The sequence below is a fragment of the Pseudomonas boreofloridensis genome, from assembly GCF_030580795.1.
Classification (GTDB): domain Bacteria; phylum Pseudomonadota; class Gammaproteobacteria; order Pseudomonadales; family Pseudomonadaceae; genus Aquipseudomonas; species Aquipseudomonas boreofloridensis.
In genome coordinates this window covers 76,232-101,378 of the sequence record NZ_JAUQOQ010000010.1, presented here as the reverse complement: position 1 = coordinate 101,378, position 25,147 = coordinate 76,232, and the positions used below count along the sequence as shown (strand labels likewise).

The following is a 25,147-nucleotide window of genomic DNA, read 5'->3' as shown; positions in this document are numbered from 1 at the left end:
GGATGACATGAACCGGACACTTCGCATCACTTATTCGTTGTCGTTCCTGGGCCTGCTGGTCGGCCTGGGCGCCTGGTCGCTGGGCGGCCTGGACGGCTTTACCCGCACGCAACAGATGACCCTGCTCGACGGCAAGTTGGCCAAGGCCGCCGAGACCCACTACGACGAACAGTTCCCGATCAAGCGCGTGGGCACCAACCTGTGGGCGGCGCTGGACTTCACGCTGTTCAACGAAGGCCGTCCCGGCGTGGTGCTGGGCCGTGACCAGTGGCTGTTCAGCGACGAGGAGTTCAAGCCCGACGCCAGCGCCGGCCAGCAGATGCAGGACAACCTGGCGCTGATCCGTGGCGTGCGCGATACCCTGCAGCAGCGCAACATCGAGCTGGTGCTGGCGATCGTGCCGGCCAAAGCGCGGGTGTACGCCGAATACCTGGGCAAGGAACAGCCGGCCAGCCTGCACGGTGAGCTGTTCAACCAGTTCCACGCCCAGGCGCGCCAGGCCAACGTGTTCGCCCCCGACCTGCTGGCGCCGCTGCAGCAGGCCAAGGCGCGCGGCCAGGTGTTCCTGCGCACCGACACGCACTGGACGCCGATGGGCGCCGAAGTGGTCGCGCAGAGCCTGGGCGAAGCGGTCAAGCGCCAGCAACTGCTCAAGGCCGAGCCCCAGGCCTACATCACCGAGGCGGGCAAGAGCGCGCCGTACAAGGGCGACCTGACCAACTTCCTGCCGCTCGACCCGCTGTTCAGCGACCTGCTGCCACACCCCGACACCCTGCAGCAGCGCACCACGCGCCCCGCCCAAACCCAGGGCGAAGGCGACGACGCGCTGTTCGCCGACGCGTCCATTCCGGTCGCGCTGGTGGGCACCAGCTACAGCGCCAACCCGCACTGGAACTTCCTCGGCGCGCTGCAGCAGGCGCTGCACAGCGACGTGGCCAACTACGCCGAAGACGGCCATGGCCCCATCCAGCCGATGCTCAAGTTCCTGCAGAGCGACGCCTTCAAGAACACCCCGCCGCAGGTGGTGGTCTGGGAATTCCCGGAGCGCTACCTGCCCATGGGCACCGACCTCAGCAGCTTCGATCCGCAGTGGATCGCGCAGTTGAAGAACACCCGTCAATCCGAAGCACACCTGGCCCTGTCGTCCACCCGGACGACCCACTGAAAGAGAGGAACACGCACATGACTCGCAAGCCATCCATCGCCAAAGCCCTCACCCTCGCGGCCGGCCTGTCCCTGGCATCGCTGCAGGCCTTCGCCGGCGCCGACGCCGCCCTGTACGGCCCCAGCGCACCGAAAGGCTCGACCTTCGTGCGCCTGTACAACGCCGGCTCCGCACCAACGGCAGCCTCGGTGGGCAACACCCAGATCAAGCAGGTCGGCGCCCAGGCCAGCAGCGACTTCAGTTTCCTGCCCGGCGGCGACTACACCGCCCAGGTGGGCGGCCAGAGCGTGCCGGTCAAGCTGGCCGCGGACAAGTACTACACCCTGGTCAACAACGCCAGCGGCACCCCGCAACTGGTCGAGGAACCGCCGTTCAAGAACAAGCAGAAGGCGCTGGTGCGGGTGCAGAACCTCAGCGACCAGGCCCTGACCCTGAAGACCGCCGACGGCAAGACCGAGGTGGTCAAGTCGGTGGCGGCCAAGGGGCGCGGCGAGCGCGAGATCAATCCGGTCAAGGTCAACCTGGCCTTGTTCGAAGGCAACAAGAAAGTCGGCGACGTCAAACCCGTCGCTCTGGAGCGCGGCGAAGCGGCCGTGCTGTACGTCACCGGTTCCGGCACCCGCCTGTCGCCGGTGTGGGTCACTCGCCCCGTGGCCAGCAACTGATCCCTGCCTCTCAACGACTATTGGAGAAACACGATGATCCCGGTAATTCTTTCTGGTGGTAGCGGTTCGCGTCTGTGGCCTTTGTCGCGCAAGCAGTTCCCCAAGCAGTTCCTGGCCCTGACCGGCGAGCACACGCTGTTCCAGCAAACCATCGAGCGCCTGGTGTTCGAGGGCATGGACACCCCCATCGTGGTCTGCAACAAGGACCACAAGTTCATCGTCCAGGAACAGTTGGGCGCGCTGAAGCTCGACACCCAGGCGATCCTGATGGAGCCGTTCGGCCGCAACACTGCGCCGGCGGTGGCGATGACCGCGATGAAGCTGGTCAATGAAGGGCGCGACGAGCTGATGCTGGTGCTGCCGGCCGACCACGTGATCGAGGACCAGAAGGCCCTGCAACGCGCCCTGGCCCTGGCCACCGTGGCCGCCGAGCGGGGCGAGATGGTGCTGTTCGGTGTGCCGGCGACCAAGCCTGAGACCGGCTACGGCTACATCCGCTCCAGCCAGGATGCGCTGCTGCCCGAGGGCGTGGCGCGGGTCGCGCAGTTCGTCGAGAAGCCCGATGAGAAACGCGCCAACGAGTTCGTCCGCGCCGGCGGTTACTTCTGGAACAGCGGCATGTTCCTGTTCCGCGCCAGCCGCTTCCTCGAAGAACTGAAAAAGCACGACCCGGACATCTACGACACCTGCCTGCTGACCCTGGAGCGCAGCGAAGAAGACGCCGATGCGCTGAGCATCGACGAGGCCACCTTCGCCTGCTGCCCGGACAACTCCATCGACTACGCGGTGATGGAAAAGACCCAGCGCGCCTGCGTGGTGCCACTGTCGGCCGGCTGGAGCGACGTGGGCTGCTGGTCGTCGCTGTGGGACGTGCACGAGAAGGACGATAACGGCAACGTGACCAAGGGCGATGTGGTGGTGCAGGACAGCCACAACTGCATGATCCATGGCAACGGCAAGCTGGTGTCGGTGATCGGCCTGGAGAACATCGTGGTGGTCGAGACCAAGGACGCGATGATGATTGCCCACAAGGACAAGGTCCAGGGCGTCAAGCAGATGGTCAACACCCTGGACGAGCAGGGCCGCAGCGAGACCCAGAATCACCTGGAGGTCTACCGTCCGTGGGGCTCCTACGACTCGGTGGACATGGGCGGGCGTTTCCAGGTCAAGCACATCACGGTCAAGCCCGGCGCCAGCCTGTCGCTGCAGATGCACCACCACCGCGCCGAACACTGGATCGTGGTGAGCGGCACTGCCGAGGTGACCTGCGACGAGAACGTGTTCCTGCTGACCGAGAACCAGTCGACCTATATCCCCATCGCGTCGGTGCACCGCCTGCGCAATCCGGGCAAGATTCCGCTGGAGATCATCGAGGTGCAGTCCGGCAGCTACCTGGGCGAGGATGACATCGAGCGCTTCGAGGACGTCTACGGCCGCACCTCCACCCCGGTCGAACGCGGCGTCTCGGTCAAGACGATCGCGCAGTAGGCCTGGGCCTACGGCCAGCTTTGAGCGGCAAGCTACAAGCGGCAAGTAAAAGCGGGGCGGTGGGGCATTCGAAATCGAGCGCTCACCACCGTCCTAACGCGATTCACTCAAGATGTGCATAGCTGGAATTGGGGCTGCTGCGCAGCCCATCGCGGCGCAAGGCCGCTCCCACAGGGGCCGTATAAACCCATGTTTCTGGGTTCACGCGGACGTTGTGGGAGCGGTCTTGTGCCGCGAAAGGGCTGCGCAGCAGCCCCAGCATTCCTCAAGTGAACAGCACTACTCCACCGTCCCGCTTTTTCTTGTCGCTTGCCGCTTGCCGCTTGCAGCTACAAGCTTGTAGCTTGTAGCTTTCCGAAGGCCTGGGCACGTCATGATCATCGGTGCGTTTCTCATCCTTACCTGGTTGGTGCTGCTGCTGCGTTATCCGGGCAAGGCCTTGCCGATTTCGCTGGCGGCGCTGTGCGGACTGGGGCTGGTCGCCCTGGTCGTGGTCTGGCAGGACAGTCGTGAAGCCTCGCAACTGGCGCGACTGGACATTCGCCTGAGCTATGCGCCTGGGCAATGTCCTGCCGATCGGGCGCTGCACGTCAGCATGAGAAACGCCAACCAAGCCCCGCTCAGCGAACTGCGCTGGCGCGTGGGCGCTTATGCGCCGGGCGATACCGTCAACCTCGCTGAAAACACCTACGCTGCGCCGCGCTATCGCGGGCCGGGTGAGCTGCAGGCCGGCGCCGAGTGGAACGACTGCCTGCCGCTGCCGCCGCTGCGCGCCGGGTATCGGCCGCAAACCCTGGAGTTTCGCGCCGAGCATCTGCAAGGCACCTTCGCCAATTGATCCGACCTGCCCCAACTAAAGGCTTTGACCATGACTACCGTGCTCATCACCGGTTGCTCCAGCGGCATCGGCCGCGCCCTGGCCGACGCCTTTCGCGATGCCGGCCACGAGGTCTGGGCCACCGCCCGTAAAGACGCCGACGTTCAGCGCCTGCACGCGGCCGGCTTCAGCGCCCGCCAGCTCGATGTCAACGACGCCCAGGCCCTCGACCGCCTGGCCGAAGAGCTGCCGCACCTCGACATCCTCATCAACAATGCCGGTTACGGCGCCATGGGACCGCTGCTCGACGGCGGTGTCGAGGCGCTGCGCCAGCAATTCGAAACCAACCTGTTCGCCTTGGTCGGCGTGACCCGCGCGCTGTTCCCGCTGCTGCGCCGCTCCCGTGGCCTGGTGGTGAACATCGGCAGCGTGTCCGGCGTGCTAGTCACCCCGTTCGCCGGGGCCTATTGCGCGTCCAAGGCCGCGGTGCACGCCTTGAGCGATGCTCTGCGCCTGGAACTGGCGCCGTTCGGCATCCGCGTCATGGAGGTGCAGCCGGGGGCCATCGCTTCGCAGTTCGCCAACCATGCCCAGCACTCGGTCGAACAGCTGCTGGCGGCAGACTCGCCATGGTGGCCGTTGCGCGAACAGGTGCAGGCACGGGCGCGGGCTTCGCAGGACCGCCCGACCCCGGCCAGCGTGTTCGCCCAAGGGCTGCTGGCCGCGACCCAGCGCTCGCCGGTGCCGGCGCTGGTGCGCTTGGGCAATGGCAGCAGCGCACTGCCGCTGATTGCCCGGTGGCTGCCGCGACGGCTGCTGGACTGGGTGCTGCGCAAGCGCTTCGGCTTGCTGCGACCGCTGTAAGCTGCGCGGCGGCGCTCGACCTCAACCCAGATCGAACGCCTGCCAACCGCCACCGAGCGCCTTGTACAGCCCCACCAACGCCTGCGACACCGCCGCCGAACTGTCGATCCACTGCTCTTCGCTGGCCAGCAGCGCCGACTGCACCGACAGCACGTTGAGAAAGTCCACCGCCCCTTCCACGTACTGACGCTGCGCCGTTTCCAGCGCGATGCGGTTCTGCTTCACCGCTTCGGCCAGATGGTCGCGCCGCAACTGGCTGGCGTTGTACAAGCGCAGTACATCGTCGATCTCGTGCCAGGCGCCGAGCACCACCTTGCGGTAGTTCAGCGCCGCCTCCTGTTGCTGGGCCTCGCGCAACTGCAACTGCCCTGTGAGCCGTCCACCCTCGAAGATCGGCAACGACACCTGCGGCCCGAAGGCGAAGCGCCGCGCATCCCAGGCGCCGAAGTCGGCGAGCTGCAGCGACTGGAACCCGGCGCTGCCGGACAAGCGAATGCTCGGGTAGAAATCGGCCTTGGCCACCCCGATGCTGGCGGTGGCAGCGTGCAGACGGGCCTCGGCCTGGCGGATGTCCGGGCGCCGCTCGGCCAGTTGCGACGGGATGCCGATGGCGAAGCGCTGCTGTGGCGCCGGCAGCTCGCCGGGCGCCAGCAGGGTACTCTGCAAGCTGCGCGGCGGTTCGGCGGCCAGCAGGCTGAGGGCATTGATCAGGTCGTCGCGACGCGCCTGCAAGGTCGGCAGCCGCGCCTCGATCATCGCCACCTGGGCGTTGGCCTGGGCCACGTCGAGCCGGGTGGCGACGCCTTCGGCCTGGCGCTGTTCGGAGAGTGTCAGGCTGTGCCGGGCCAGGTCGAGGTTGTCCTCGGTGATCTGCAAGGTGTGCTGCACGGCGCGCAACTGAATGTAGTCGCCAGCGGTTTCGGCCAGCAGCGCCAGCAGCACGGCATTGCGGTCGTTCTCGGCCACCGCGACATTGGCATCGGCTGCCTCCACCTGACGCCGCACGCGCCCCCACAGGTCCAGCTCCCAGCCGGCCACCAGATCCCCCTGCCAGAGGTTGTAGGCCGACTTGCCGGCGTTGCCGGACGGATCGTTCAGGCCCTCGGCACTGTTGCGCGAGCGGCTGTAGCCGGCCTCGGCCGCCACCGACGGCGCCTGGTCGGCGGCCACGCTGCTGCGCAGCGCCCGGCTCTGCAGCAGGCGCGCGCTGGCCATCTGCAAATCCAGGTTGCGGGCCGCCACCTGCTCGATCAGGGCACTCAGGCGCGGGTCGTGGAAGCTCTCCCACCAACGCTGTTGCAGCGGCTCGGCCAGGGGTTGGCTGGCGGCCTGCTCGCCTTGCACGGCGCCCCACTGCTGCGGCGCCTGGCTGTCGGGGCGCTGGAAGTCCGGGCCCAGGGTGCAGCCGCTGAGCAGCGCGACGAGTAACAGGGTGACGGCTGGCTGGCGGCTCATCGTGCGCTCACCTGTTTACCGGCGAGGCCGTCATCCTGCGTATCGATGGTCGCCTCCACCGACATGCCCACCCGCAGGCGCTCGCGCAGGGGCTGGTCGTCATCGAAGACGATGCGCACCGGGATGCGCTGCACCACCTTGGTGAAATTGCCGGTGGCGTTGTCGGGCTTGACGGCGGCAAAGGTCACGCCGGTAGCCGGAGCGATGCTCTCGACCCGCCCGTGCAAGGTTTCGCCCGAAAAAGTGTCGACGCTGATGCGCACCGCTTGGCCCGGCTGGACGTGGGTGAGCTGGGTTTCCTGGAAGTTGCCCACCACGTAGGCCCGCTGCAGCGGCACCACCGACAGCAAGCGCGCGCCTGGATTGACGTAGGCGCCCACGCGCAACGCGCGTTCGCCGACCATGCCGTCCACCGGCGCGACGATGCGCGTATAGGACAGGTCCAGCTCGGCCTTCTCCACCCCGGCCTCGGCGCGTTTGAGCTGGCCGTCGGCACTGGCGACCTGGGCCTGGAGAATGTCCACCTGCTTGCGCGCGGCCAGCAGCGCCGCCTGGGCGTTGGCCAGCCGTGCCCGCGCCTGGTCGACCCGGCTGCGCGCCTGCTGGGCGTTCTGCACCGTGCCGGCGCCCTGCTCGGCCAGGCGGCTGTAGCGGGTCACTTCATGGTCGGCGAAGCCGACTTCGGCCTGCGCCGCTTTCACCGCCGCCTCGGCCTGGGCGATCAGCGCCGCCTGGCGATCCAGTGTGGCGCGAGCATCCAGGCTCTGCGCCTTGGCCACCAGCAACTGGGCCTGGGCGGCATCCAGCGCGGCCTGGTAATCGCGGGCGTCGAGGGTGGCCAGCAACTGACCGGCCTTGACCTGCTGGTTGTCCTCCACCAGCACCTGCTTGACGAAGCCCGCCACCTTCGGCGCGACCACGGTGTAGTCGGCGGTGACGTAGGCGTCGTTGGTGCGCTGCTGGTGGTCGCTGCCCAGCAGCCAGGGGCCGACCACGGCGGCCAGCAGGGCCACGGCGAGCACCGCCGCGATGATGAGTGTCTTGCGCGTGTGGGTCATTTTCGCTTGTCTCGAACGGGATCAGGCCACGGCACGGGGTGGGAAGACCCGGGTAGGCACGAAGGGAATCAGGCAGATCAGGGCAACGGCGACAGCCGCCATCACCAGGTACAGGTCGGCACTGGTCAGCACCAGGGCCTGCTGATGCAGGCGCCCGGCCAGGTTGGCCGCTGCGTCGTCCACCAGCGGCGCGTTACCCAGGCTGTCGACCAGGTGGTTGGAATGGAAATGCCGGCGCAGGGTGCCCAGCGCATCGAGCAGGCCGGCGGCGACCGCTGCCGACAGCCCTTTGACCGTGTTGAACCAGGCCGAGGCGAACGGGCCATCCTGCGGGCTCATGCCGGTGGTGGAGAGCATCAGCAGCGGCAGCACCGCCATCGGCTGACCGAACACCTGCAACACGTAATACGGGTAGAAGTCGCCGCGAATCCACTGGCTGGTCAGCAGGCTGCTGCCCAGGCACGAAGCCGCGAGCATCGCCAGCCCGGCCGCCAGCACCCAGCGGCAGTCCACCGCGCGGATATTGCACAGCGCGGCGGTGAGCGGCAGGGCCAACAGTTGCGGCAGCGCCACCAGCAGCATCAGCGGGCTGGTCTGCGCCGGGCGATAGGCCTGGATCTGCGCCAGGTAGGCCGAAGGAATGCTGGCCACCCCCGAGAGCACGATCAGCACCCCGGCCACCGTCACTAGGGCAAAACTCAGGTTGCGCCGCGACAGCAGGCGCAACTGGAAGAACGGCAGCGGTTCGGACCATTCGTTGTACAGGAACAGCACCAGCAGCAGGCTGCCCCCGCCGAGCAGCCAACAGATGAGCGGCGAGTCGAACCAGCCCCAGCGGTCGCCCAGCGACAGGCCCAACACCAGGCTGCTGATGGCCGGCAGGCCCAGCAGCACGCCGCGCCAGTCGAACTGGGCGAAGCGTTCCAGGCGCAGCGGATCCTGCGGCAACCCCCAGGCCACGCAGCCCATGGCCAGCAGCGACGGCAGGATGATCTGCCAGAACGCCCACTGCCAGCCGACGTACTCGGTCCACAGCCCGGCCAGCGGCGTGCCCAGGTTCGGTCCGAAGGTGGCGGTGAGGGCATAGCAGGCCAGGCCATAGACCTTGATCCCCGGCGGCAGGAAACGCAGCGCCACGCTCATCAGCATCGGCGGCAATGCGCCGGAGGCGAAGCCTTGCAACACGCGCAGCAGCATCAGGCTGTGCAGGTTGGGGGCGAACGGCTGCACCAGGCCGAGCCCGGCAAAGGCGGCAATGGCGATGAGGGTGAAGCGGCGCAAGGAAAAGGTGGTGGCCAGCCAGGGCGAGAAGGCCATGGCCGACACCGACGCCGCGGCATACACCGCCAGCAGCCAGGCCCCTTCATCGGCGCCGATGCCCATGGCCCCGCGTATATCGGCCAAGGCGATCTTGGTCACCCCTTCATTGAGCCCGGCACACAGCACCGCCAGCAGCACGCCGAACAGCCCCACCACCACCCGCAGCCCAAACGGCGATTGCGCAGGCGCTGCGGCCACCGGGGCGGCGATAGCAGGTGCGGTCAGGGCACTCATGATTAAGACATCTCCAGCAACAATTCTTGGCTGGAAGAATTTTAGAGGCGGCCAATGCTTACGAAAACTGACTTGTCGGAAGGTTAGAGTTGCGCCGGGCGCAACTCTAACCAGCGGCAAGCTTCGAGCGGCAAGCTGCAAGTAAAAGCGGATCGCGGCGCTTTTGATTTTTCTTGCAGCTTGCAGCTTGCCCCTTGCAGCTCGCCTTTTCCGCTTGCAGCTTAAAGCTAAGCGCCGCTAGGCGGCGCAGTCCTTGACGGTGCGGCGTAGCCAGCGGTGGGCGGGGTCGTTGTCGAAGCGGGGGTGCCAGGCTTGCATCACTCGCACTTTTTCCAGGGGGACCGGGATCTCGAAGGCGCGCAGCGGCAGGCCGAATTCCAGGACATTGCCGAGGATGTTGGCCGGCATCGGCAGGATCAGGTCCGACACCGGCAGCGAGAACATCGCTGAGTGGAAGCTGGGGGTGATCAGCGCGATGCGCCGTTGCAGCTTGTGGTTGGCCAGCTCCACGTCGATCGGGCCATTGGCGCGGCCACGGCGCGAGACGCTGATCTGTGGATACAGGGTGAAGCGCTCGGGGGTGATGGGCTGCGCGAAGATCGGATGCTGCTCGCGGGCCAGACCGACGAAATGGGTGTCGAACAGATGCTGCACCTTGATCTCCGGGCCCAGGTCGATGCTCGAACTCACCACCAGGTCGATCTGGCCCTGGCGCAGCACCAGGTCGTCGTCGCCATGCGCCTCCGGCACGAAGCGCAGCACCGTGCGCGGCGCCTGTTCCTGCATGACATGCAGCAGGCGTGCGCCGTACAAGGCGACGAACAGGTCGTTGGTGCGGATATTGAACGTGCGCTCCAGGCCTAACAGGTCTACGTCCTCGCCGCTGTTGAACACCAGCCCGGCCTGCTCCACCAGCGCCCGCACCTGATCTCGCAGGGCCATCGCCCGAGGGGTAGGCACCAGACCGCGCCCGGCGCGCACCAGGATCGGGTCGCCGAGCGCCTCGCGAATGCGCCCCAGGGTCCGGCTCATGGCGGCAGGGCTCAGGTTCATGCGCTGCGCCGCGCCCACCACGCTGCCCTCGTCGAGCAAAGCGTCGAGGGCGACCAGCAGGTTCATGTCCGGAAGTTGCATGGGCGATTACCGTGATCCGTGTGTGAAGCGCGATGGTAGCAGGTCGCACGATTGCGTCTGGTGCAATGACGACGTGCGCGGCAGGCTCTTTATCGTGGCTGGCAAAGGCGCAAGAATGCGAGCGGTCGTTTGCGGGTCAATCGCTGCGGCGAACCCCACCCCGCCAGGAGTTTCCATGCCTCAGCCGATCCTCATCGCCATCGACGCCTCCCCCGCCAGCACCGCGCTGATCGACCTCGCGCGTCGCTACTGCCGCCCCGACCAACACCGCCTGCACGTGCTCCTGGCCATCGACCCGACCTTCGCCGTGCACGCGCGCCCGGCGACCTATTCCGAAGAGGAGCGCGAGGAATATCCTGCGGCCTGCGACGAGCAGCAACTGGCCGAGCGCGCCCTGCAGCAGGCCGTGGCCACCTTGCGCGAGGCGGGCTTCGACTGCGAGAGCGCCATGGTCGCTGGGCAGCCACAGGACGCTATCGTCGCCAAGGCCCAGGCACTGGACTGCGCCCTGATCGTCATGGGCCACCGGCACCTGTCGCGGCTGGGGCGACTGCTGGACCCGTCGATCAGTGCCAAGGTGATCGACCGGGTGAAGGTGCCGGTGCTGGTCTGCCCCGCGTCCTGACACCTGCTCACAGCCTGTCGCGAAGGCCTGGCGCGCAGCGCGCCGTCATCAGCCATCGCGGGGTTTCAGGATGATTTCGGTCGCCAGGTGTTGCGCCCGCTTCGCGGCGGATTCAGTCTTCAATGCTCGGCGTCACCACCACCGTACAGGTGGTGCCCGCCGCCAACAGATAGCCCTCGGGCACCTCGTCGATGTGAATGCGCACTGGCACCCGCTGGGCCAGGCGCACCCAGTTGAAGGTCGGGTTGACGTCCGCGACCAGCTCGCGGCTCTGCGGGTTGTCGCGGTCGTAGATCCCTCGGGCGATGCTCTGCACATGCCCCTGCAGCACCTCGCCGCTCATCATCTGCAACTCGGCCCGATCGCCCGGTTTCACATGGGGCAGCTTGGTTTCCTCGAAGAACCCGTAGACCCAGAACGACTGCTCGTCCACCACCGCCATCACCGCCTCGCCGGTGCGGGCGTAGTCGCCCTGATGAACGTTGAGGTTGGTCACGTAGCCGTCGACGCTGGCGAGGATCTCGGTGCGCTTGAGGTTCAGCTCAGCCGCCGCCAACTGCGCCTGGGCCTGCTGGTAATCGGCCAGCGCGGCGTTGGCGAGGTTGCTGGCGTCGTCGCGGTTCTCCTTGGAGATCACTAGGTTGTCCAGATCGGCGCGGCGGCGGGCGTTGTTCTTGCGCATCTCCCAAGTGGCCTTGCGCGAAGCCACCAGCGCGCGCGCCTGATCCAGCGCCACCCGGTAATGCTCGGGGTCGATGCGAATCAGCACATCGCCCTTCTTCACCCGCTGGTTATCGTGCACCGGCACCTCGACCACATAGCCAGGTACGTCGGCAGCGACGTTGATGATATCGGCGCGCACGCGGCCATCGCGGGTCCAGGGGGTGGTCATGTAGTGCAGCCACAACTGGCGACCGATCACCACGGCAGCGGTGAGCACCAGCAAGGTGGCCAGCAGGCTGAAGAACTTTTTCATCGGGGCATTCTCACCAGTAGACCGACAGCGCCATCACGCCGAACAGGCAGACGAACAGGGACAGGCGCAGCAGCGCCGGGTGCCAGAAAAAACGATAACCGTCATGGCTGGCGATGAAGCGGTCCAGGCCCCAGGCCAGGCCCGCAGCGAGCAGGAACATCAAGGTCATGGTGGGCAGGTACACGCCATGGAAGGCGATCTCACGGGGCATGGTGCAATCCTTTGGCCGGGGCCAGGGGTGACTGGGGGTCGAGCAGGGAGCTGCGGATGAAGTGCAGGTAACTCTGTGCGCGGCGCAGTACCGAGGTGTCGAAGTGCCGGGCGAACGGTTCGTCGGTGGCCTGCACGCGGCTGATGGCGTGATCCACGGCCACCAGCGCACGCTCGTGGTTGGCGGCACTGGGTTGCAGGAACAGCCGCGCCAAGGCCCGGCCCATCACCCGGATCGCCTGGCGCCACGCCTGCGACTCGGCGTAGGCCGGGTGCACCGGGGCGTTAGCCTGCTCCTTGCGCAACTCGATGATGGCGTGGCCGACCTCCGACACCACGAACATCCAGTCCATCAGTTCGGCCTGCACCTGCGGCTTGCCAGCGGCCAGACCGTAGGCCTGGTGCAGCAGGTCGCGGGTGCGGCTCTCGAACGCCGACCCCAGGCCGCGCAGGCGCCCGCCGATGGCGAACAGCACCTGCTCGCGCAGCGCCTGCTGCAAGCGGCTCCACAGCCAGCGGCTGTTCGGCGGCAGGATGATCGCCCCGGCCGCAGCGCACACCAGCATGCCGATGACCATGCCCAGGTAGTCGTTGATGAAGCTGTACGGGTCGTAGACCGTGAGGTTGTTCGGCACCGAGCCGATCGAGAAGAACACCAGCAGGCCCACCCCGTAGCCGGCATAGGCCGGGCGCGAGGCGAGAAACGCACCGAGCGCGAACACCGGTGCCAGCACCAGGCACAGCAGGGTGAAGCCGTCGATCCAGGGGAATACGAAGAAGGTTTCGAAAAAGCCGATGAAGGCACCGAGCAAGGTGCCGCAGGCCATCTGGAACGCCATCCGCCGCGGGTTGGGCGAGGCCGCCGAGAGCCCGGCGGTGACCGTGGCGACCAAGGTCATCATGGCGCCGCTGGGCCAGTCGCTGAGCAGCCAATAGCTGCCCAGCAGCAACAGCACGGCCGCGCCGCGCACCCCGGCGGCCAGCGACACCAGCCAACTGGTCTGGGCCACGTAGGGCTCGTCCCAGCGTTCGCGCTCGTGGTTGTGCGCCGCCAGCGACGCGTGGGTCTGGGCGTAGCTGTAGAGCTCGTCGATCAGGCGATAGAGCAGCTCGTAGGTGGTGTGGAAATCCAGTAGGTCGGCTTCGCTGGGTGACGTCTCCAGGTAGGCAGCGCGCAGGCTGCGCACCTGGGTTTGCAGGCCGTCCTTGTAGGCGGCCAGTTCCAGGGTCAGGCGCAGGGCGTCAGGGTCGGTCAGGTAGCGGTTCACGTAGGGTTCGAGCAACGCCACCAGGGTCTGCACGCCTGGCTCGATGGCCACAACGATCTGCGCAGGCCCGCGCGCCCGCAGCCGCTCCAGCAGCCGGTGCAGCGCGTTGAAACGGGTGGTGATGGCCATGAACTCGCTGTTCATGCGCATCAGCCGGCCGGAGCGGCGGCGCATGTGCGGGTCTTCGAAGGCGGTGACGTTACGCAGGCTTTCCAACCCCACGGCCTCGGCGATGAAGCGCACGTTGCGGGTCTCGAGCTGGGCGCGCTCGCTGTGGCCGCGCAAGGCTTCGACCATCACCCCGGCGTACACGCCGAAGCGCTGGTAGAGCGCGTGGCGCATGGCCGCGCTGGCCGATTGCGGCAGGATCGCGGCACTGACCAGGGTGGAGACGAGGATGCCCAGGGAAATCTCCAGCAGGCGCCACACCGCCGCCATGAACGCCTGGTCCGGGTGCTGCAGCACCGGCAAGCCGATCATCGCGGCGGTGTAGCCGGCCAGCACGAACCCATAGGCGCGAAAGGTGCGATAGCGCATGGCCCCGGCCGAGCACAGGCCCACCCACAGCGCCAGGCTGGGCAGGAACAGCTCGGTGTTCTGCGGGAACAGCGCGATCAGCGTGACCATCATCGCCGAGCCGGCCAGGGTGCCAAGCAGGCGGTAGAAGCTCTTGGCGAACACATGACCGCTTTGCGGCTGCATGACGATGAACACCGTGATCATCGCCGTGCGCGGCTGCGGCAATTCCAGGCGCATGGCCAGCCAGAGGGTCAGGAAGGCGGCGGCCAGCACTTTGAAGATGTAGATCCAGGTGACGCCGTCGGTGCGCGCCCAGGCGAAGAAACCGCGGCGCCACTCAAGGCGCGCCAGCCAGTCCCTCATCGCGGCGGCTCCGACGGCACATCAGCCCCTGCGCCCAGCCCGCCGCCCAGCGCGGTGACCAGGTCGGCATGCACGCTCAGGCGCGCGGCCTGCACCTGCTGCTGCACCTGCTGCTGGCGAAACAGCAGGGTCTGGGCATTGAGCACGTCGAGGTAATCGGTGAGCCCGCGCTGGAACGCGAGGGTGGCCATGTCGTAGGTCTTCTGCGCGGCGGCGACCGACTCGGTGGCAAAACGCGCCTGCTGCTGCAACGACTCGCGGCGGATCAGTCGATCGGACACCGCTTTCAAGGCGTCGATCACCGTGGCGTTGTAGTGCGCCACTGCCAGGTCGTACTCGGCCGAGGCCGCGCCCAACTGCGCGCGCAGGCGGCCGCCGTCGAAGATCGGCAGGCTGATGGCAGGGCCCACGTTGTAGCTGAACGTGCGGCCGCTGAGAAACGCCAGCGGGCCACCGCCAGTGGCCATGAAACCCAGGCCGCCGACCAGGTCGACATTGGGGAAGAACGCGGCGTGGGCCACATCGATACCCCGGGCCTGGGCTTGCACCTGCCAGCGGCTGGCGACCACATCCGGGCGCTGGCCGATCAGCTCGGCGGGCAACGCCGACGGCAGGGCCAGCGGCGCGGCCAGCGACAGGCTCGGCCGCGCCAGGCGGGCGCCCTCCCCCGGCCCTTTGCCAGCCAGCGCCGCCAGTTGGTTGCGACTCAGGGCGATGGCCTCGTCGAGGCTGTCGAGCTGGCGATGGGTTTCCGGCAGCGGCGCCTCGGCCTGGCTCACTTCCAGGTGGGTACCGATACCGGCGGCCAGGCGACGCTGGGCCAGGTCGAGAATCTGCTGCTGCTGGGTCAGCTCGGCGGCGACGATGTCGCGCCGGGCGAACTGCAGGCTCAGGTCGATGTAGGCACGCACCACATTGTTCTGCAGCTCCAGGGCCGCCTGCCGGGCTTCGGCGACGCGCACGTGGGCCTGGTCCACGGCCTGCTCGCTGGCGTTGCGCTCGGCGCCCCACAGGTCCAGGGCGTAGCGCAGGCCGAGGTGGGCATCGTTGTCCCAGGTGTTGGCGCCGGACAGCGCGCCGGGGCCATAGAACTGATCGTCCGGCCAGTTGTGGCGCTTGAGGGTGAGCGCGCCATCGCCCTGAAGCTGCTCGCGCGATTCGACCACACCCGCCATGGAACGGGCCTGACGCACACGGGCGGCGGCCATGGCCAGGGTCGGACTGCCGGCCAGGGCCAGTTCGATCCAGCGGTCCAGTTGCGGATCGCGGTAGGCTCGCCACCACTGCTGGGCGGGCCAGGCGGCGTCCTGTGCGGCCGCGCCGATGGCGTGGTCGATGCTCAGTTCATTGGGTTGCAGGGTGTGGCTTTGCGGGGCGATGCCCAAGGTGGCGATGCAGCCGCTCAAGGTCAGACTGAGGGCACAGGCACTGAGCGTTCGAAACGCTCCGAGGTGGCGACGCGGCACTGCGGCGATTTCCCGAGGATGAGGTGGTGGGCCGGGCAATTCTAGGGGCGGGTTTCATTGGCGATAAGCACGTATTCCTGCGAATCTTTGTTACCGAAACAGCGATAATCCGGCTTTGGTCGCACGTGCTTTTTTGTCGCGGCATGTCACAATTTCGCCCTCTAAATCGAGAGTGACCCATGGACACCCTGCAAAACATGCGTGCTTTCAGTTGCGTCGCCCAGCTCGGCAGCTTCACCGCCGCTGCCGGGCAATTGGACACCACCACCGCGAACGTGTCGCGGGCGGTCTCCAACCTGGAAGCCCATCTGCAAACCCGCCTGCTCAACCGCACCACCCGCCGCATCGCCTTGACCGAGGCCGGCAAGCGCTACCTGATGCGCTGCGAACAGATCCTCACCTTCGTCGAAGAAGCCGAGGCCGAGGCCAGCGACGCCCATGCCCGTCCGGCCGGGCAATTGAAAGTGCATTCGATGACCGGCGTCGGTCAGCACTTCGTGGTCGATGCCATCGCCCGCTACCGCGAAACCCACCCGGACGTCACCTTCGACCTGACCATGGCCAACCGCGTGCCGGACCTGCTCGACGAGGGCTATGACGTCTCCATCGTGCTGGCCACCGAGCTGCCCGACTCGGGTTTCGTTTCCCAGCGCCTGGGCATCACCTACAGCATCGTCTGCGCCTCGCCGGACTACGTGGCCCGCCACGGCAGCGCGCAAAAGCCCGCCGAACTGCTCAAGCACCAATGCCTGCGCATGGTCAGCCCGGTCATTGCCCTGGAGAAGTGGCTGTTCAACGGCCCCGAAGGACAAGAGGTGGTGAACGTCACCAGCTCGCCGTTCCAGGTCAATTCCGCCGACGCCATGAAGACTGCGATCCGCAGCGGCATGGGCGTGGGCGTGCTGCCCATCTATTCAGCCATCGACGGCCTGCGCGACGGCAGCCTGGTGCGGGTGATGCCCGAGTACCGCCTGCAGGAGCTGAACCTCTACGCCATCTACCCCTCGCGCCAGTATCTGGACGCGAAGATCAAGACCTGGGTGGAGTACCTGCGCAATTCGCTGCCGGAGATCCTCGCCGCGCATGAGGCCGATCTCAAGACCCACCTTTAGAAAGCGGCCGCCGCTTTTTCTCGCCGCCGTAAACGCGTAGCGTGTAGCGCTTCCCAAGGAGTAGCCCATGAAAAAGACCGTCCTGGCTTTCAGCCGTATCACGCCGGCCATGGCCGAGCGCCTGCAGCAGGATTTCAACGTGATCCTGCCCAACCCCAAGCTCGGCGACATCAGCGCCCAGTTCAACGAGGCGCTGCCCGAGGCCCACGGGCTGATCGGCGTCGGCCGCAAGCTGGGCCGCGCGCAGCTCGAAGGCGCGGGCAAGCTCGAGGTGGTGTCCAGCGTCTCGGTGGGCTACGACAACTACGACCTGGACTACTTCAACGAACGCGGCATCGCCCTGACCAATACCCCCGACGTGCTCACCGAAAGCACCGCCGACCTGGGCTTTTCACTGATCATGGGCTGCGCCCGGCGCACCGCCGAGCTCGATGCCTGGACCAAGGCCGGGCACTGGCAGGCCAGCGTCGGACCGGCGCAGTTCGGCAGCGACGTGCACGGCAAGACCCTGGGCATCGTCGGCCTGGGCAACATCGGCGCGGCCATCGCCCGACGCGGGCGGCTCGGCTTCGGCATGTCGGTGCTGTACGCCGGCAACAGCCGCAAGCCGGCGCTGGAGCAGGAACTGGGCGCGCAATACCGCAGCCTGGAGCAGTTGCTGGGCGAAGCCGATTTCGTCTGCATCGTGGTGCCGCTGTCCGACGCTACGCGCAAGCTGATCGGCGCCCGCGAACTGAAACTGATGAAGCCCAGCGCGTTCCTGATCAACATCGCCCGGGGCCCGGTGGTGGACGAGGCAGCGCTGATCGAAGCGCTGCAAGCCGGTACGATTCGCGGCGCCGGACTGGACGTGTACGAGAAAGAGCCGCTGGCCGACTCGCCGCTGTTCGCGCTGCCCAACGCCCTGACGCTGCCCCATGTGGGATCGGCCACCGCCGAAACCCGCGAGGCCATGGCCAACCGTGCCCTCGACAACCTGCGCGCGGCGCTGCTCGGCGAGCGGCCGCGCGATCTGGTCAATCCGCAGGTGTGGAAGGGCTGAGGCGATCGGCGCCGGCTACACGGACGGCGTCGTCACCGGGGCGCGCGGCTGCCGCCGCCGCCCCTGTACCTTGCGCACCACGTAGCGCGGACGGTGCTTGGTCTCCTGGTAGATGCGCCCCACGTACTCGCCCAGGATGCCGATACCGATCAGTTGCACCCCGCCGAGGAACAGGATCGCCGACAGCAGCGACGGATAGCCTGGCAGGTCCACGCCCCACAGCACCTTTTGCACGATCAGGTACACGGCGAAGAACAGCGCGAACAGCGACACCGCGGCGCCGATGTAGGTCCACAAGCGCAGCGGCACCGTGCTGAACGAGGTGATGCCGTCCAGCGCCAGGTTCCACAGCCGCCACAGGCCGAACTTACTCTCCCCCGCCACCCGTGGCGGGCGGTCGTACTCGATGATCTCGGTGCGAAAGCCCACCCACGACAGCACGCCCTTCATGAACAACTGCTGCTCCGGCAACTGGCGGATCGCCGCGACCACCTTGCGGTCGAGCAGGCGGAAGTCGCCGACGTTCTCCTCGATATGGGTGGACGCGATGCGGTTGTGCAGCCGGTAGTACAGGCGCGCGGTCCAGCGTTTGAGTGGGGTGTCGGCGTTGCGGCTGCGGCGCTTGGCCAGGACCACGTCGGCGCCCTGGCGCCAGCGCTCGACCATCTGCGCGATCAGCTCGATGGGGTCTTGCAGGTCCACGTCGATCGGCACCATGGCATCGCCATCGGCGTACTCCAGCCCGGCGAACAGCGCCGACTCCTTGCCGAAGTTGCGCGAGAAGTTGATCACCGTCACCCACTCGTCGCGCAGCGCCAGTTCCGCGCACAGGGCTTCGGTGTCGTCGCTGCTGCCGTCGTTGACGAACAGGATCTCCACCGTCATGCCCTGCAGCGACGGCTCGGCGCGCACGGTGCGGTAGAAGTGCTCGAGGGTGTCCTGCTCGTTGTACACCGGCACGATCAAGGTGATGTTCATGGCGTCCTTCCTCTGAAGACCACACGGCGTGAAAAGCTGTAGCCCAACACCAGGCTCAGCGCGGAAAAGCTCGACAGCGTCAACCACGGCGACAATTGCGCCCAGTCGGAAATCGCGCCCAGGGCCAGGCTCAAGGCGCCCATGCCGGACATGAACAGCAGGTAGCGGCGCTTGCTGGGGCGTGCGGCGAAGGTGTAGCGGGCGTTGACGTAGTACGACAGGCTTGCGGCGGCCAGGAAGGCCAGCAGGTTGCTGGTGGCCTGGCGCAGGCCCAGCAGCAGGTAGAGGCCGAAGAACACCGCCCAGTGGGTCAAGGTGTTGCCCACCCCGACCAGGGCATAGCGACGCATCTGCCGCCACAGGCCATGCGCGTGTGGGGTCATGGCAGTGTCCAGGGGCGGTGCTGCGGCTTGGTCACCACGTAGCCCTGCTGGTCGATCAGGTAGATGCGATAGAAGCGGTTGTCGACCACCGGCGTGCCGCCCCGAGCCGCCAGCGCGTCGGCCTGCCAGGCCGGTGGCGGGCTCTGGTTGGCGCTGCTGTTGAGGTAGAACTGGCCCATGCCGACCTGCGTCATCATCTCCGGCAGCAGGACGAAATCAGAACTGCGAATGAGCGCGAGCAGCGGCGCCCGCGTCAGCGCACCAGAGGCGGCCGGCAGCCAACCGTCGGACTGGTTCGACTCGAGCAGATAGAAGGCCCGCGCCTTGTCCAGCTCGGGGTGGCTGAGGATGTCCTGGCCGATGTACTGGGCGATGGCCGCCGTCTGCGCTTTCTGCGCCTCCAGCACGCGGCCATAGGCATAGGCCAGCGACAGCATCGATAACAGCGGCAGGCCGAGGATCAGGGCGCGGTGGGGCGAGGCCTCGCCCAGGCCGCGCCGAGCGAGGTAAAGCAGCAGTACCAGCACGCAGGCAAAGCCCATCAAGGTGCGTGCACCGTGAATGAAGTAGGCGAAGATCAGCATGATCCCCGAGGTCATGCTGAGCAGCACCAGCAGCACCAGCGACAGGCCGATGCCCCGCACCAGCAACCCGCCCACTCCGTACGCGCTGCGTAGCGCCGGAACCGAGCGCAATACGCCGATCAGCGCCAGCAGCCCAAGCCCGATCGCCAGGATCAGGTTGCCGGGCGTGAACCACAGCGCAACATGCTCGAACACCACGCCCAGCCGCCTCAGCACTTCGCCAGGCCATGCTGAATCGAACGCCAGCAACGCCAGGCGCTGCCCGGACATCCACGGCAACGCCAGCAGCACGTACAGCACCCCGCCCGACAGCGCCTGAAGCAGCCGCCGCCCCGCTGCCCCGAGCACCCTCGTCAGTTCATCGCCACGCAGCAGCCCGCGTACCGCCTCGATGCAGCACAGGCCGACGAACAGGTTCAGCGTCACCTGATAAAAACCCAGGCCGCAGGCGATGAGCGCCGCGCCAGCCAGCAGGCGGCGCGGCCCGACGGTAATGGCCAGGATCATCGCCGACACCCCCAGCGCCATGGCCGGGCCGTCGTACTGGTACGACAGGTTCTGCAAAAAGAACGGGCTGTACCACAGCGGCAGCACTACCAGCAGATCGCTGGGTCGCGGCTCGATGAAATAGTGCTGGGCCAGCCGCGCCAAGGCGTAGGCCACCACGGGTAGGACCAGCAGCAACGGCAAGGGAAACAGGTTGATGGCACCACCGGCAAAGCTCAGCCCGGCATGCAGCCACTGGGTCAGCAGACGGCCCTCGCCGCTCCAATGACCGATGGCGGTCTGCGCCCGCCAGACATCGTCGAGGTACATCGCGTCGGCGAGGATCAGCGGCAACACATGCAACGCCAGCGCACACAGGCAGATCAACTGCGCTTGGCGCAGGGTGAGCGGGCGATTCCATGACGAGACTGACTGCATGACCTACCTGGTGGGATCTGAGGGAGTGGACCAAGTGTAGACACTCCCACGCTGGCGTCTGCTGCAACCCCGCCAGGCACGCCCGTCACTTCATCGCCAATGCCGCACCTGGCGCCTTGATCGGTCGTGGCTTGCGAAACACCAGCACATTGCCGGCCATCACCGCCAGCAGGCCCAGCAGCGCCGGTGGCGTCCACTGGTAACCTTCGGCGAAGGCCGAGACGTTCAGCGCCACCAGCGGGAACAGCACGGTGCAGTACGCCGCACGCTCCGGCCCCAGGCGCCCGACCAGGGTGAGGTAGGCGGTGAAGGCGATCACCGAGCCAGGTATAACCAGGTACAGCAGCGAGCCGATATAGCGCGCGTTCCATTCCACGCTGAACGGCACGCCGCTGACCAGGCAGTACAGGCCCAGCAGCGTCGCACCGTAGACCATGCCCCAGGCGTTGGTGGTCATCGGCCGCAGGCCCGCCTTCTGCTGTAGGCTGGAGAGCAGGTTGCCCGCCGAGAAACACAAGGTGCCGAACAACGCCAATGCCAGGCCGACCAGGGTTTCGGTACTGGCGGTATGGTCCGACAGTTCAGGCCAGAACAGCAGCCCCAGGCCGAGCAGCCCCAGCGCACCGCCGCCGAGCACATTGGCGGCGATGCGCTGGCCGAAGAACAGCCGCGCGTTCAGGGCGTTCCACAAGGTCGCCGTGGAGAACACCACGGCGATCAGCCCACTGGCGATCCATTGGCTGGCGGTGAGAAAACACATGAAGTTGACGCAGAACAGGCACAGGCCCTGGGCCAGACAGATCAGGTGCCCCCGCCGCCCCATCGGTTGCAGGCGGCGGGTCAGCAGCAGGACGGCGAACAGGATCAACCCGGCCAGCGCGAAGCGGTAGACGATCGAGACCGGGATAGCCACCACGCCCAGTTGCAGCTTCAGGGCGATCCAGGTGGTGCCCCAGATCAGGACGGTGAGCAGGTACAGGGACAGGTTCATGGCGTGGATCCTTGCGCGAGAAGTGACGGCTGGGCGTGCGCGGCCCGACCTCGACCGCCGCAGTCTTCACCGGCTGGCGCCACCGCGCTTGCACAAACTTGCGCTTTTGCGCTCCGCCCTCTGCGCAACGCGCCCGCCGCGCAGTAGGATGCGAGTCACGAGGAACCCGCCGATGCCGCCACTTCATCAACTGCACGTGTTCAATGCCCTGCACAGCTCGCCGCGGGCGCGCCTGGAGTCCAGCGCACAGCTCGGCGAGGGTCTGGCCGTGGCCTTGTGGAACAACCGGGACGACACCCGCGACTATCAGGCGCCGAGCCACCACACGCTGTCGTGCTACATCGCCGACGGCACGGGCACCTATCGCCGCCAGCGCCCCGCCGACAAAGGCGCGCCGGGCAAGCTGTGCATCATGCCGGCCGGCCATGAGTCCAACTGGGTGATCGACGGCAGCATCCGCCTGGCCCACCTGTACATCAGCGAAGAACGCTTCGCCCTCGGTTGCCTGCGCCTGCTGGACCGCGAGCCGCGGCAGATGCAGTTGCACGAAGCGATCTTCATCGACGAGCCGCAGCAAGCCTTGCGCTTTCGTCAATTGATCGACCTGGGCTGGGACGAGCCGGGCGAGCGTCTGCTGGCCAGCAGCCTAGCGCATGCCATCGTCGACCACGCCGTGCTCGACCAGGTCGGGCTGCGCCAGGGCCTGCGGCTCAAAGGCGGGCTGGCGCCGCACCAGCGCAGGCAACTGACCGACTACATCGAGGCGCATCTCGACCAGCCGCTGGCCCTGGCGGATCTGGCGCAGCGTTGCAACCTGTCCGAATATCACTTCGCGCGGATGTTCCGCGAAAGCTTCGGCCTGCCGCCACACCAGTACCTGCTGGCGCGGCGCCTGGAGCTGGCGTGCCGCCTGCTGCGCCAGGGCGACCTGCCGCTGGGGCAGGTGGCGCTGCTGTGCGGCTTCGCCAGCGCCAGTCACTTCAGCAACCGCTTCCGCCAGGCCCTCGGCGCTACGCCAGGAGCGTATCGCGCCGCGTTCGCCTGAGCCTGCGCGTTCAGCGAGGCGTCAGAACTCCAAGGTGCTCGACAGACTGACCTGGCGTGCATCGCCGATGGCGACGAAGTAACGGTTCACCGCCGAGCTGTAGTAGACCTTGTCGAACAGGTTCTTCACGTTCAGTTGCAGGCGCACCTTGTGCGCGTCCAACTGGGTTTCGTAGCTGGCGAAGGCGTCGGCCACGGTGTAGGCCGGCAGGTCGAAGTCGTTGCTCGGGTTGCCGGCACGCTCGCCCACGTAGCGCGCACCGGCGCCCAGGCGCAGGCGGTCGCCGCCGAACAGGCTGCCGTAGTCGTACACCGCCGACAGCGAGCCGCTGTGGCGCGCCACGTTCTGCAGGCGATTGCCCTTGAGCGCCGGATCCTTGGTGACTTCGGCATCGGTGAAGGCGTAGCTGCCGATCAGGCTCCAGCGCTCGCTGAGCTGGCCACTCAGGTCGAGTTCGACGCCGCGCGAATTGACCTCGCCGGCGTTGCTGTAGAGGGTTTCGCCCGAGCGTGGATCGAGGTTGGCCACCAGCACGTTGCGCTTGGTGATGTCGAACAGCGCCAGGGTGCCGGTGATCTGACCCGGAATATCGAGCTTGGCGCCCAGCTCCCAGGCCTTGCCCTCCTCCGGCGCGATGGAGGCATCGAGCACGCGCCCACCGGTCAACGGCGCAATGCTGGAGTTGGGCTTGAACGACTCGCTGTAGCTGCCATAGAACGACAACTGCTCGTCGACCTTGTAGACCAGCCCGGCATGCGGGGTCCAGGCGTGGTCGCGGGTATCGGTGTTGGTGCTGAAGGGGCGTCCGCGTCCGGCGAGTTGGTCGTACTGCTGCAGGCGCACGCCAGCCACGGCGATCCAGTGATCGTCCAGGTGCACGGCGTCCTGGGCGAACAGCGAGTCGGTGCGCAGCTTGTCAGTCTGGTCGCTGTCACTGGCGCGCACGGTCGTGCCTTCCGGCTCACGACCATAGATCGGGTTCAGGTAGCTGAACCTCGAACGGCTGGCCTGGCGGATCAGGTCGGCGCGGTAGACCTTGCGGTCTTCGTGGTCCATGCCCAGCAGCAGGTCGTGCTGCATGCCGGCCAGTTGCACGTTGCCGGTCAGGCTCAAGGTGGCGAACTGGTCGCGACTCATGGCGCCTTGGGTGCCGTCGATACTGCGGTTCAAGGTGCCAAGGGCATCGTTGACGCCGGTCACCCGCACCTGGCTGGCATCGTAGGTTTCGCGGTTGAAGCTGTAACCCATGTGCACTTTCCAGTCGTCGGCCAACTGATGGTCGACTTCCAGGCGATACAGGTCCGAGCGCCCTTCCATGTCGTTGAACTTCTCGTCCAGGCGACGCGTGGCCGGGATGTCCAGCGGGTGGTTGGTGCGGTTGCTGATCGCCGTGCCACGGTCGAATGGCGAGAGGAACTCGCGGTGCTCGTAGGCGAAAGTCACCTGGGTGTCTTCGCCGTACCAGGCCAGCGACGGCGCCACCAGCGACTCGCGGTGCACGCCGAAATTGCGCCAGTAGTCTTCGTCCTCGTGGTCGACGATCAGGCGATAGGCCAGGTTGCTGTCGCCCAGCGCGCCGGTACTGTCGAAGCTGCCGCCACAGCCGTTCTTGCCACTGCCGTAGCTGGAGCCGCGCACGGTCAAGGCGTTGTACTGCTGCATCTGTGGGCGCTTGCTGACCACGTTGATCACCCCACCCGGATCCTGGATGCCGTAGAGCAGCGAGGCCGGGCCTTTGAGCACTTCGACCCGCTCGGTGGTGGCGTTGAGGCTGCGGCCCTGCACCAGCGGCATGCCGTCGCGCATGATCGAGCCGTCGCGGTTGTCGCCGAAGCCGCGCTTCATCACCGTGTCGGCGGTGCCGCCGAAGTTGTTGCCCTGCGTGATGCCGCTGACGTTGGCCAACGCGTCGTCGAGGTTGCGCGGGGCCTGGTCGCGCAGCACCTGGGCAGACACCACGTTGATCGCGTGGGGGATCTCCAGGTTCGGGCCCTGGCCGCGCATGATCGAGGCGCTGGCCGGCGGCTGGTAACTGAAGTTGTCCAACTGCGAGGTGACGTTGGTGGCTTGCAGGCTGACGGCGCCAGCGGTATCCATCGCCTCCAGGGTGAAGGTGCGGGCGTCGAGACGACGCCAGATCAAACCCGACTGGCCGAGCAACTGCTGCAAGGCCTGTTCGGCGCTCAATGCGCCGTTCAGCGCCGGTGCCTGCTGGCCGGACAGCGCCAGGGTGTACACCACGCTCTGCCCGGTGGTCTGGCTGAACGCCGCCAGTGCCTGGGCCAGAGGCTGGGCGGGCTGGGCGAAGGTGAACAGCTGGACCTGCTCGGCCGCACGGGCCAGTGGCGCCTGCGTCAGCAGGGACGAGGCGCAAAGACCGAACCAGAGAGGGACGCAACGCGGGGTGAACTTCATGTACGCAGACCTGTGAGGGAACGGGTTGATTGCGAATGAATCGCAC

General features: G+C 67.0%; 22 protein-coding genes. 9 read left to right on the top strand and 13 right to left on the bottom strand.

Annotated elements, in window-relative coordinates; all coding sequences use genetic code 11:
• The first annotated feature begins 7 nt into the window (after window positions 1-7).
• From Q6A47_RS14020 to Q6A47_RS14000, 5 genes are all read left to right on the top strand, one after another.
• Window positions 8-1,165 carry an alginate O-acetyltransferase gene (locus Q6A47_RS14020; RefSeq protein WP_304484598.1) on the top strand — a complete coding sequence of 386 codons (1,158 nt, stop codon included), beginning with the start codon at window positions 8-10 and terminating at the stop codon, window positions 1,163-1,165.
• A 17-nt stretch (window positions 1,166-1,182) separates the two neighbouring features.
• Complete coding sequence (locus tag Q6A47_RS14015; protein WP_039579947.1) at window positions 1,183-1,830, top strand: alginate O-acetyltransferase AlgF; 648 nt, start codon at window positions 1,183-1,185, stop codon at window positions 1,828-1,830.
• 33 nt (window positions 1,831-1,863) lie between these two features.
• The gene (locus Q6A47_RS14010) at window positions 1,864-3,318 is read left to right on the top strand and encodes a mannose-1-phosphate guanylyltransferase/mannose-6-phosphate isomerase (protein ID WP_295487420.1); all 1,455 of its coding nucleotides are present in this window, start codon (window positions 1,864-1,866) and stop codon (window positions 3,316-3,318) included.
• A gap of 373 nt (window positions 3,319-3,691) precedes the next feature.
• Entirely contained in the window at window positions 3,692-4,156 is a 465-nt protein-coding gene (locus Q6A47_RS14005) for a hypothetical protein (RefSeq protein ID WP_029615254.1), read from the top strand.
• 30 nt (window positions 4,157-4,186) lie between these two features.
• Window positions 4,187-4,999 carry an SDR family oxidoreductase gene (locus Q6A47_RS14000; protein ID WP_304484597.1) on the top strand — a complete coding sequence of 271 codons (813 nt, stop codon included), beginning with the start codon at window positions 4,187-4,189 and terminating at the stop codon, window positions 4,997-4,999.
• Between the two features lie 21 nt (window positions 5,000-5,020).
• Here Q6A47_RS14000 and Q6A47_RS13995 read toward each other — a convergent pair whose 3' ends face one another.
• From Q6A47_RS13995 to Q6A47_RS13980, 4 genes are all read right to left on the bottom strand, one after another.
• Window positions 5,021-6,454, bottom strand: coding sequence for an efflux transporter outer membrane subunit (locus tag Q6A47_RS13995; protein ID WP_304484596.1), 1,434 nt, complete (start codon window positions 6,452-6,454; stop codon window positions 5,021-5,023).
• Window positions 6,451-7,512: an HlyD family secretion protein gene (locus Q6A47_RS13990; RefSeq protein WP_304484595.1), complete on the bottom strand. Its 1,062-nt coding sequence runs from the start codon at window positions 7,510-7,512 to the stop codon at window positions 6,451-6,453. The genes Q6A47_RS13995 and Q6A47_RS13990 overlap by 4 nt, the downstream gene beginning before the upstream one ends.
• A gap of 21 nt (window positions 7,513-7,533) precedes the next feature.
• Window positions 7,534-9,066 (bottom strand): MFS transporter, encoded by a 1,533-nt coding sequence (locus Q6A47_RS13985; RefSeq protein ID WP_304484594.1) that lies wholly within the window; start codon window positions 9,064-9,066, stop codon window positions 7,534-7,536.
• A gap of 237 nt (window positions 9,067-9,303) precedes the next feature.
• Window positions 9,304-10,200 (bottom strand): LysR family transcriptional regulator, encoded by an 897-nt coding sequence (locus Q6A47_RS13980; RefSeq protein WP_029613960.1) that lies wholly within the window; start codon window positions 10,198-10,200, stop codon window positions 9,304-9,306.
• 175 nt (window positions 10,201-10,375) lie between these two features.
• On the opposite strand from Q6A47_RS13980, the gene Q6A47_RS13975 reads away from it, so the two are divergent.
• Window positions 10,376-10,825: a universal stress protein gene (locus Q6A47_RS13975; protein ID WP_039579964.1), complete on the top strand. Its 450-nt coding sequence runs from the start codon at window positions 10,376-10,378 to the stop codon at window positions 10,823-10,825.
• A gap of 112 nt (window positions 10,826-10,937) precedes the next feature.
• Here Q6A47_RS13975 and Q6A47_RS13970 read toward each other — a convergent pair whose 3' ends face one another.
• Genes Q6A47_RS13970 through Q6A47_RS13955 form a run of 4 tightly spaced genes read right to left on the bottom strand, consistent with a single transcriptional unit; the run spans window position 10,938 to window position 15,627 of the window.
• Complete coding sequence (locus Q6A47_RS13970) at window positions 10,938-11,801, bottom strand: efflux RND transporter periplasmic adaptor subunit (protein ID WP_304484593.1); 864 nt, start codon at window positions 11,799-11,801, stop codon at window positions 10,938-10,940.
• Window positions 11,802-11,811: 10 nt separating this feature from the next.
• Window positions 11,812-12,012, bottom strand: a complete 201-nt coding sequence (locus Q6A47_RS13965) for a DUF1656 domain-containing protein (RefSeq protein ID WP_029614886.1) — start codon at window positions 12,010-12,012, stop codon at window positions 11,812-11,814.
• Window positions 12,002-14,161: an FUSC family protein gene (locus tag Q6A47_RS13960; RefSeq protein ID WP_039579969.1), complete on the bottom strand. Its 2,160-nt coding sequence runs from the start codon at window positions 14,159-14,161 to the stop codon at window positions 12,002-12,004. Before Q6A47_RS13960 ends, Q6A47_RS13965 begins: the two co-directional genes overlap by 11 nt.
• Window positions 14,158-15,627 (bottom strand): efflux transporter outer membrane subunit, encoded by a 1,470-nt coding sequence (locus tag Q6A47_RS13955; RefSeq protein ID WP_304484592.1) that lies wholly within the window; start codon window positions 15,625-15,627, stop codon window positions 14,158-14,160. The genes Q6A47_RS13960 and Q6A47_RS13955 overlap by 4 nt, the downstream gene beginning before the upstream one ends.
• Window positions 15,628-15,806: 179 nt before the next feature.
• Between Q6A47_RS13955 and Q6A47_RS13950 the strand changes: the two genes are divergently transcribed.
• Together Q6A47_RS13950 and Q6A47_RS13945 are read left to right on the top strand one after the other, a co-directional pair.
• Window positions 15,807-16,739 (top strand): LysR family transcriptional regulator, encoded by a 933-nt coding sequence (locus Q6A47_RS13950; RefSeq protein ID WP_039579983.1) that lies wholly within the window; start codon window positions 15,807-15,809, stop codon window positions 16,737-16,739.
• A gap of 67 nt (window positions 16,740-16,806) precedes the next feature.
• Window positions 16,807-17,781, top strand: a complete 975-nt coding sequence (locus Q6A47_RS13945) for a 2-hydroxyacid dehydrogenase (RefSeq protein ID WP_304484591.1) — start codon at window positions 16,807-16,809, stop codon at window positions 17,779-17,781.
• A 15-nt stretch (window positions 17,782-17,796) separates the two neighbouring features.
• Here the strand turns inward: Q6A47_RS13945 and Q6A47_RS13940 are convergent, their stop codons facing one another.
• From Q6A47_RS13940 to Q6A47_RS13925, 4 genes are all read right to left on the bottom strand, one after another.
• The gene (locus tag Q6A47_RS13940; RefSeq protein WP_039579988.1) at window positions 17,797-18,759 is read right to left on the bottom strand and encodes a glycosyltransferase family 2 protein; all 963 of its coding nucleotides are present in this window, start codon (window positions 18,757-18,759) and stop codon (window positions 17,797-17,799) included.
• Window positions 18,756-19,142, bottom strand: coding sequence for a GtrA family protein (locus Q6A47_RS13935; RefSeq protein WP_295487394.1), 387 nt, complete (start codon window positions 19,140-19,142; stop codon window positions 18,756-18,758). The genes Q6A47_RS13940 and Q6A47_RS13935 overlap by 4 nt, the downstream gene beginning before the upstream one ends.
• A complete protein-coding gene (locus Q6A47_RS13930; RefSeq protein ID WP_304484590.1) occupies window positions 19,139-20,650 on the bottom strand; it encodes a glucosyltransferase domain-containing protein in 1,512 nt (503 codons plus the stop codon). Before Q6A47_RS13930 ends, Q6A47_RS13935 begins: the two co-directional genes overlap by 4 nt.
• Before the next feature lie 85 nt (window positions 20,651-20,735).
• Window positions 20,736-21,641: a DMT family transporter gene (locus Q6A47_RS13925; RefSeq protein WP_295487388.1), complete on the bottom strand. Its 906-nt coding sequence runs from the start codon at window positions 21,639-21,641 to the stop codon at window positions 20,736-20,738.
• Between the two features lie 172 nt (window positions 21,642-21,813).
• Between Q6A47_RS13925 and Q6A47_RS13920 the strand changes: the two genes are divergently transcribed.
• A complete protein-coding gene (locus Q6A47_RS13920; protein WP_304484589.1) occupies window positions 21,814-22,686 on the top strand; it encodes a helix-turn-helix domain-containing protein in 873 nt (290 codons plus the stop codon).
• 21 nt (window positions 22,687-22,707) lie between these two features.
• On the opposite strand, the gene Q6A47_RS13915 is transcribed toward Q6A47_RS13920, so the two are convergent.
• Window positions 22,708-25,101, bottom strand: coding sequence for a TonB-dependent siderophore receptor (locus tag Q6A47_RS13915; protein ID WP_304484588.1), 2,394 nt, complete (start codon window positions 25,099-25,101; stop codon window positions 22,708-22,710).
• Between the last annotated feature and the right edge of the window lie 46 nt (window positions 25,102-25,147).

Excerpts from the sequence above, each read along its gene's own strand:
- Q6A47_RS14020 (WP_304484598.1), top strand. The coding sequence starts at position 8 with ATGAACCGGACACTTCGCATCACTTATTCGTTGTCGTTCCTGGGCCTG.
- Q6A47_RS14015 (WP_039579947.1), top strand. The coding sequence starts at position 1,183 with ATGACTCGCAAGCCATCCATCGCCAAAGCCCTCACCCTCGCGGCCGGC.
- Q6A47_RS14010 (WP_295487420.1), top strand. The coding sequence starts at position 1,864 with ATGATCCCGGTAATTCTTTCTGGTGGTAGCGGTTCGCGTCTGTGGCCT.
- Q6A47_RS14005 (WP_029615254.1), top strand. The coding sequence starts at position 3,692 with ATGATCATCGGTGCGTTTCTCATCCTTACCTGGTTGGTGCTGCTGCTG.
- Q6A47_RS14000 (WP_304484597.1), top strand. The coding sequence starts at position 4,187 with ATGACTACCGTGCTCATCACCGGTTGCTCCAGCGGCATCGGCCGCGCC.
- Q6A47_RS13995 (WP_304484596.1), bottom strand. The coding sequence starts at position 6,454 with ATGAGCCGCCAGCCAGCCGTCACCCTGTTACTCGTCGCGCTGCTCAGC.
- Q6A47_RS13990 (WP_304484595.1), bottom strand. The coding sequence starts at position 7,512 with ATGACCCACACGCGCAAGACACTCATCATCGCGGCGGTGCTCGCCGTG.
- Q6A47_RS13985 (WP_304484594.1), bottom strand. The coding sequence starts at position 9,066 with ATGAGTGCCCTGACCGCACCTGCTATCGCCGCCCCGGTGGCCGCAGCG.
- Q6A47_RS13980 (WP_029613960.1), bottom strand. The coding sequence starts at position 10,200 with ATGCAACTTCCGGACATGAACCTGCTGGTCGCCCTCGACGCTTTGCTC.
- Q6A47_RS13975 (WP_039579964.1), top strand. The coding sequence starts at position 10,376 with ATGCCTCAGCCGATCCTCATCGCCATCGACGCCTCCCCCGCCAGCACC.
- Q6A47_RS13970 (WP_304484593.1), bottom strand. The coding sequence starts at position 11,801 with ATGAAAAAGTTCTTCAGCCTGCTGGCCACCTTGCTGGTGCTCACCGCT.
- Q6A47_RS13965 (WP_029614886.1), bottom strand. The coding sequence starts at position 12,012 with ATGCCCCGTGAGATCGCCTTCCATGGCGTGTACCTGCCCACCATGACC.
- Q6A47_RS13960 (WP_039579969.1), bottom strand. The coding sequence starts at position 14,161 with ATGAGGGACTGGCTGGCGCGCCTTGAGTGGCGCCGCGGTTTCTTCGCC.
- Q6A47_RS13950 (WP_039579983.1), top strand. The coding sequence starts at position 15,807 with ATGGACACCCTGCAAAACATGCGTGCTTTCAGTTGCGTCGCCCAGCTC.
- Q6A47_RS13945 (WP_304484591.1), top strand. The coding sequence starts at position 16,807 with ATGAAAAAGACCGTCCTGGCTTTCAGCCGTATCACGCCGGCCATGGCC.
- Q6A47_RS13940 (WP_039579988.1), bottom strand. The coding sequence starts at position 18,759 with ATGAACATCACCTTGATCGTGCCGGTGTACAACGAGCAGGACACCCTC.
- Q6A47_RS13935 (WP_295487394.1), bottom strand. The coding sequence starts at position 19,142 with ATGACCCCACACGCGCATGGCCTGTGGCGGCAGATGCGTCGCTATGCC.
- Q6A47_RS13930 (WP_304484590.1), bottom strand. The coding sequence starts at position 20,650 with ATGCAGTCAGTCTCGTCATGGAATCGCCCGCTCACCCTGCGCCAAGCG.
- Q6A47_RS13925 (WP_295487388.1), bottom strand. The coding sequence starts at position 21,641 with ATGAACCTGTCCCTGTACCTGCTCACCGTCCTGATCTGGGGCACCACC.
- Q6A47_RS13920 (WP_304484589.1), top strand. The coding sequence starts at position 21,814 with ATGCCGCCACTTCATCAACTGCACGTGTTCAATGCCCTGCACAGCTCG.
- Q6A47_RS13915 (WP_304484588.1), bottom strand. The coding sequence starts at position 25,101 with ATGAAGTTCACCCCGCGTTGCGTCCCTCTCTGGTTCGGTCTTTGCGCC.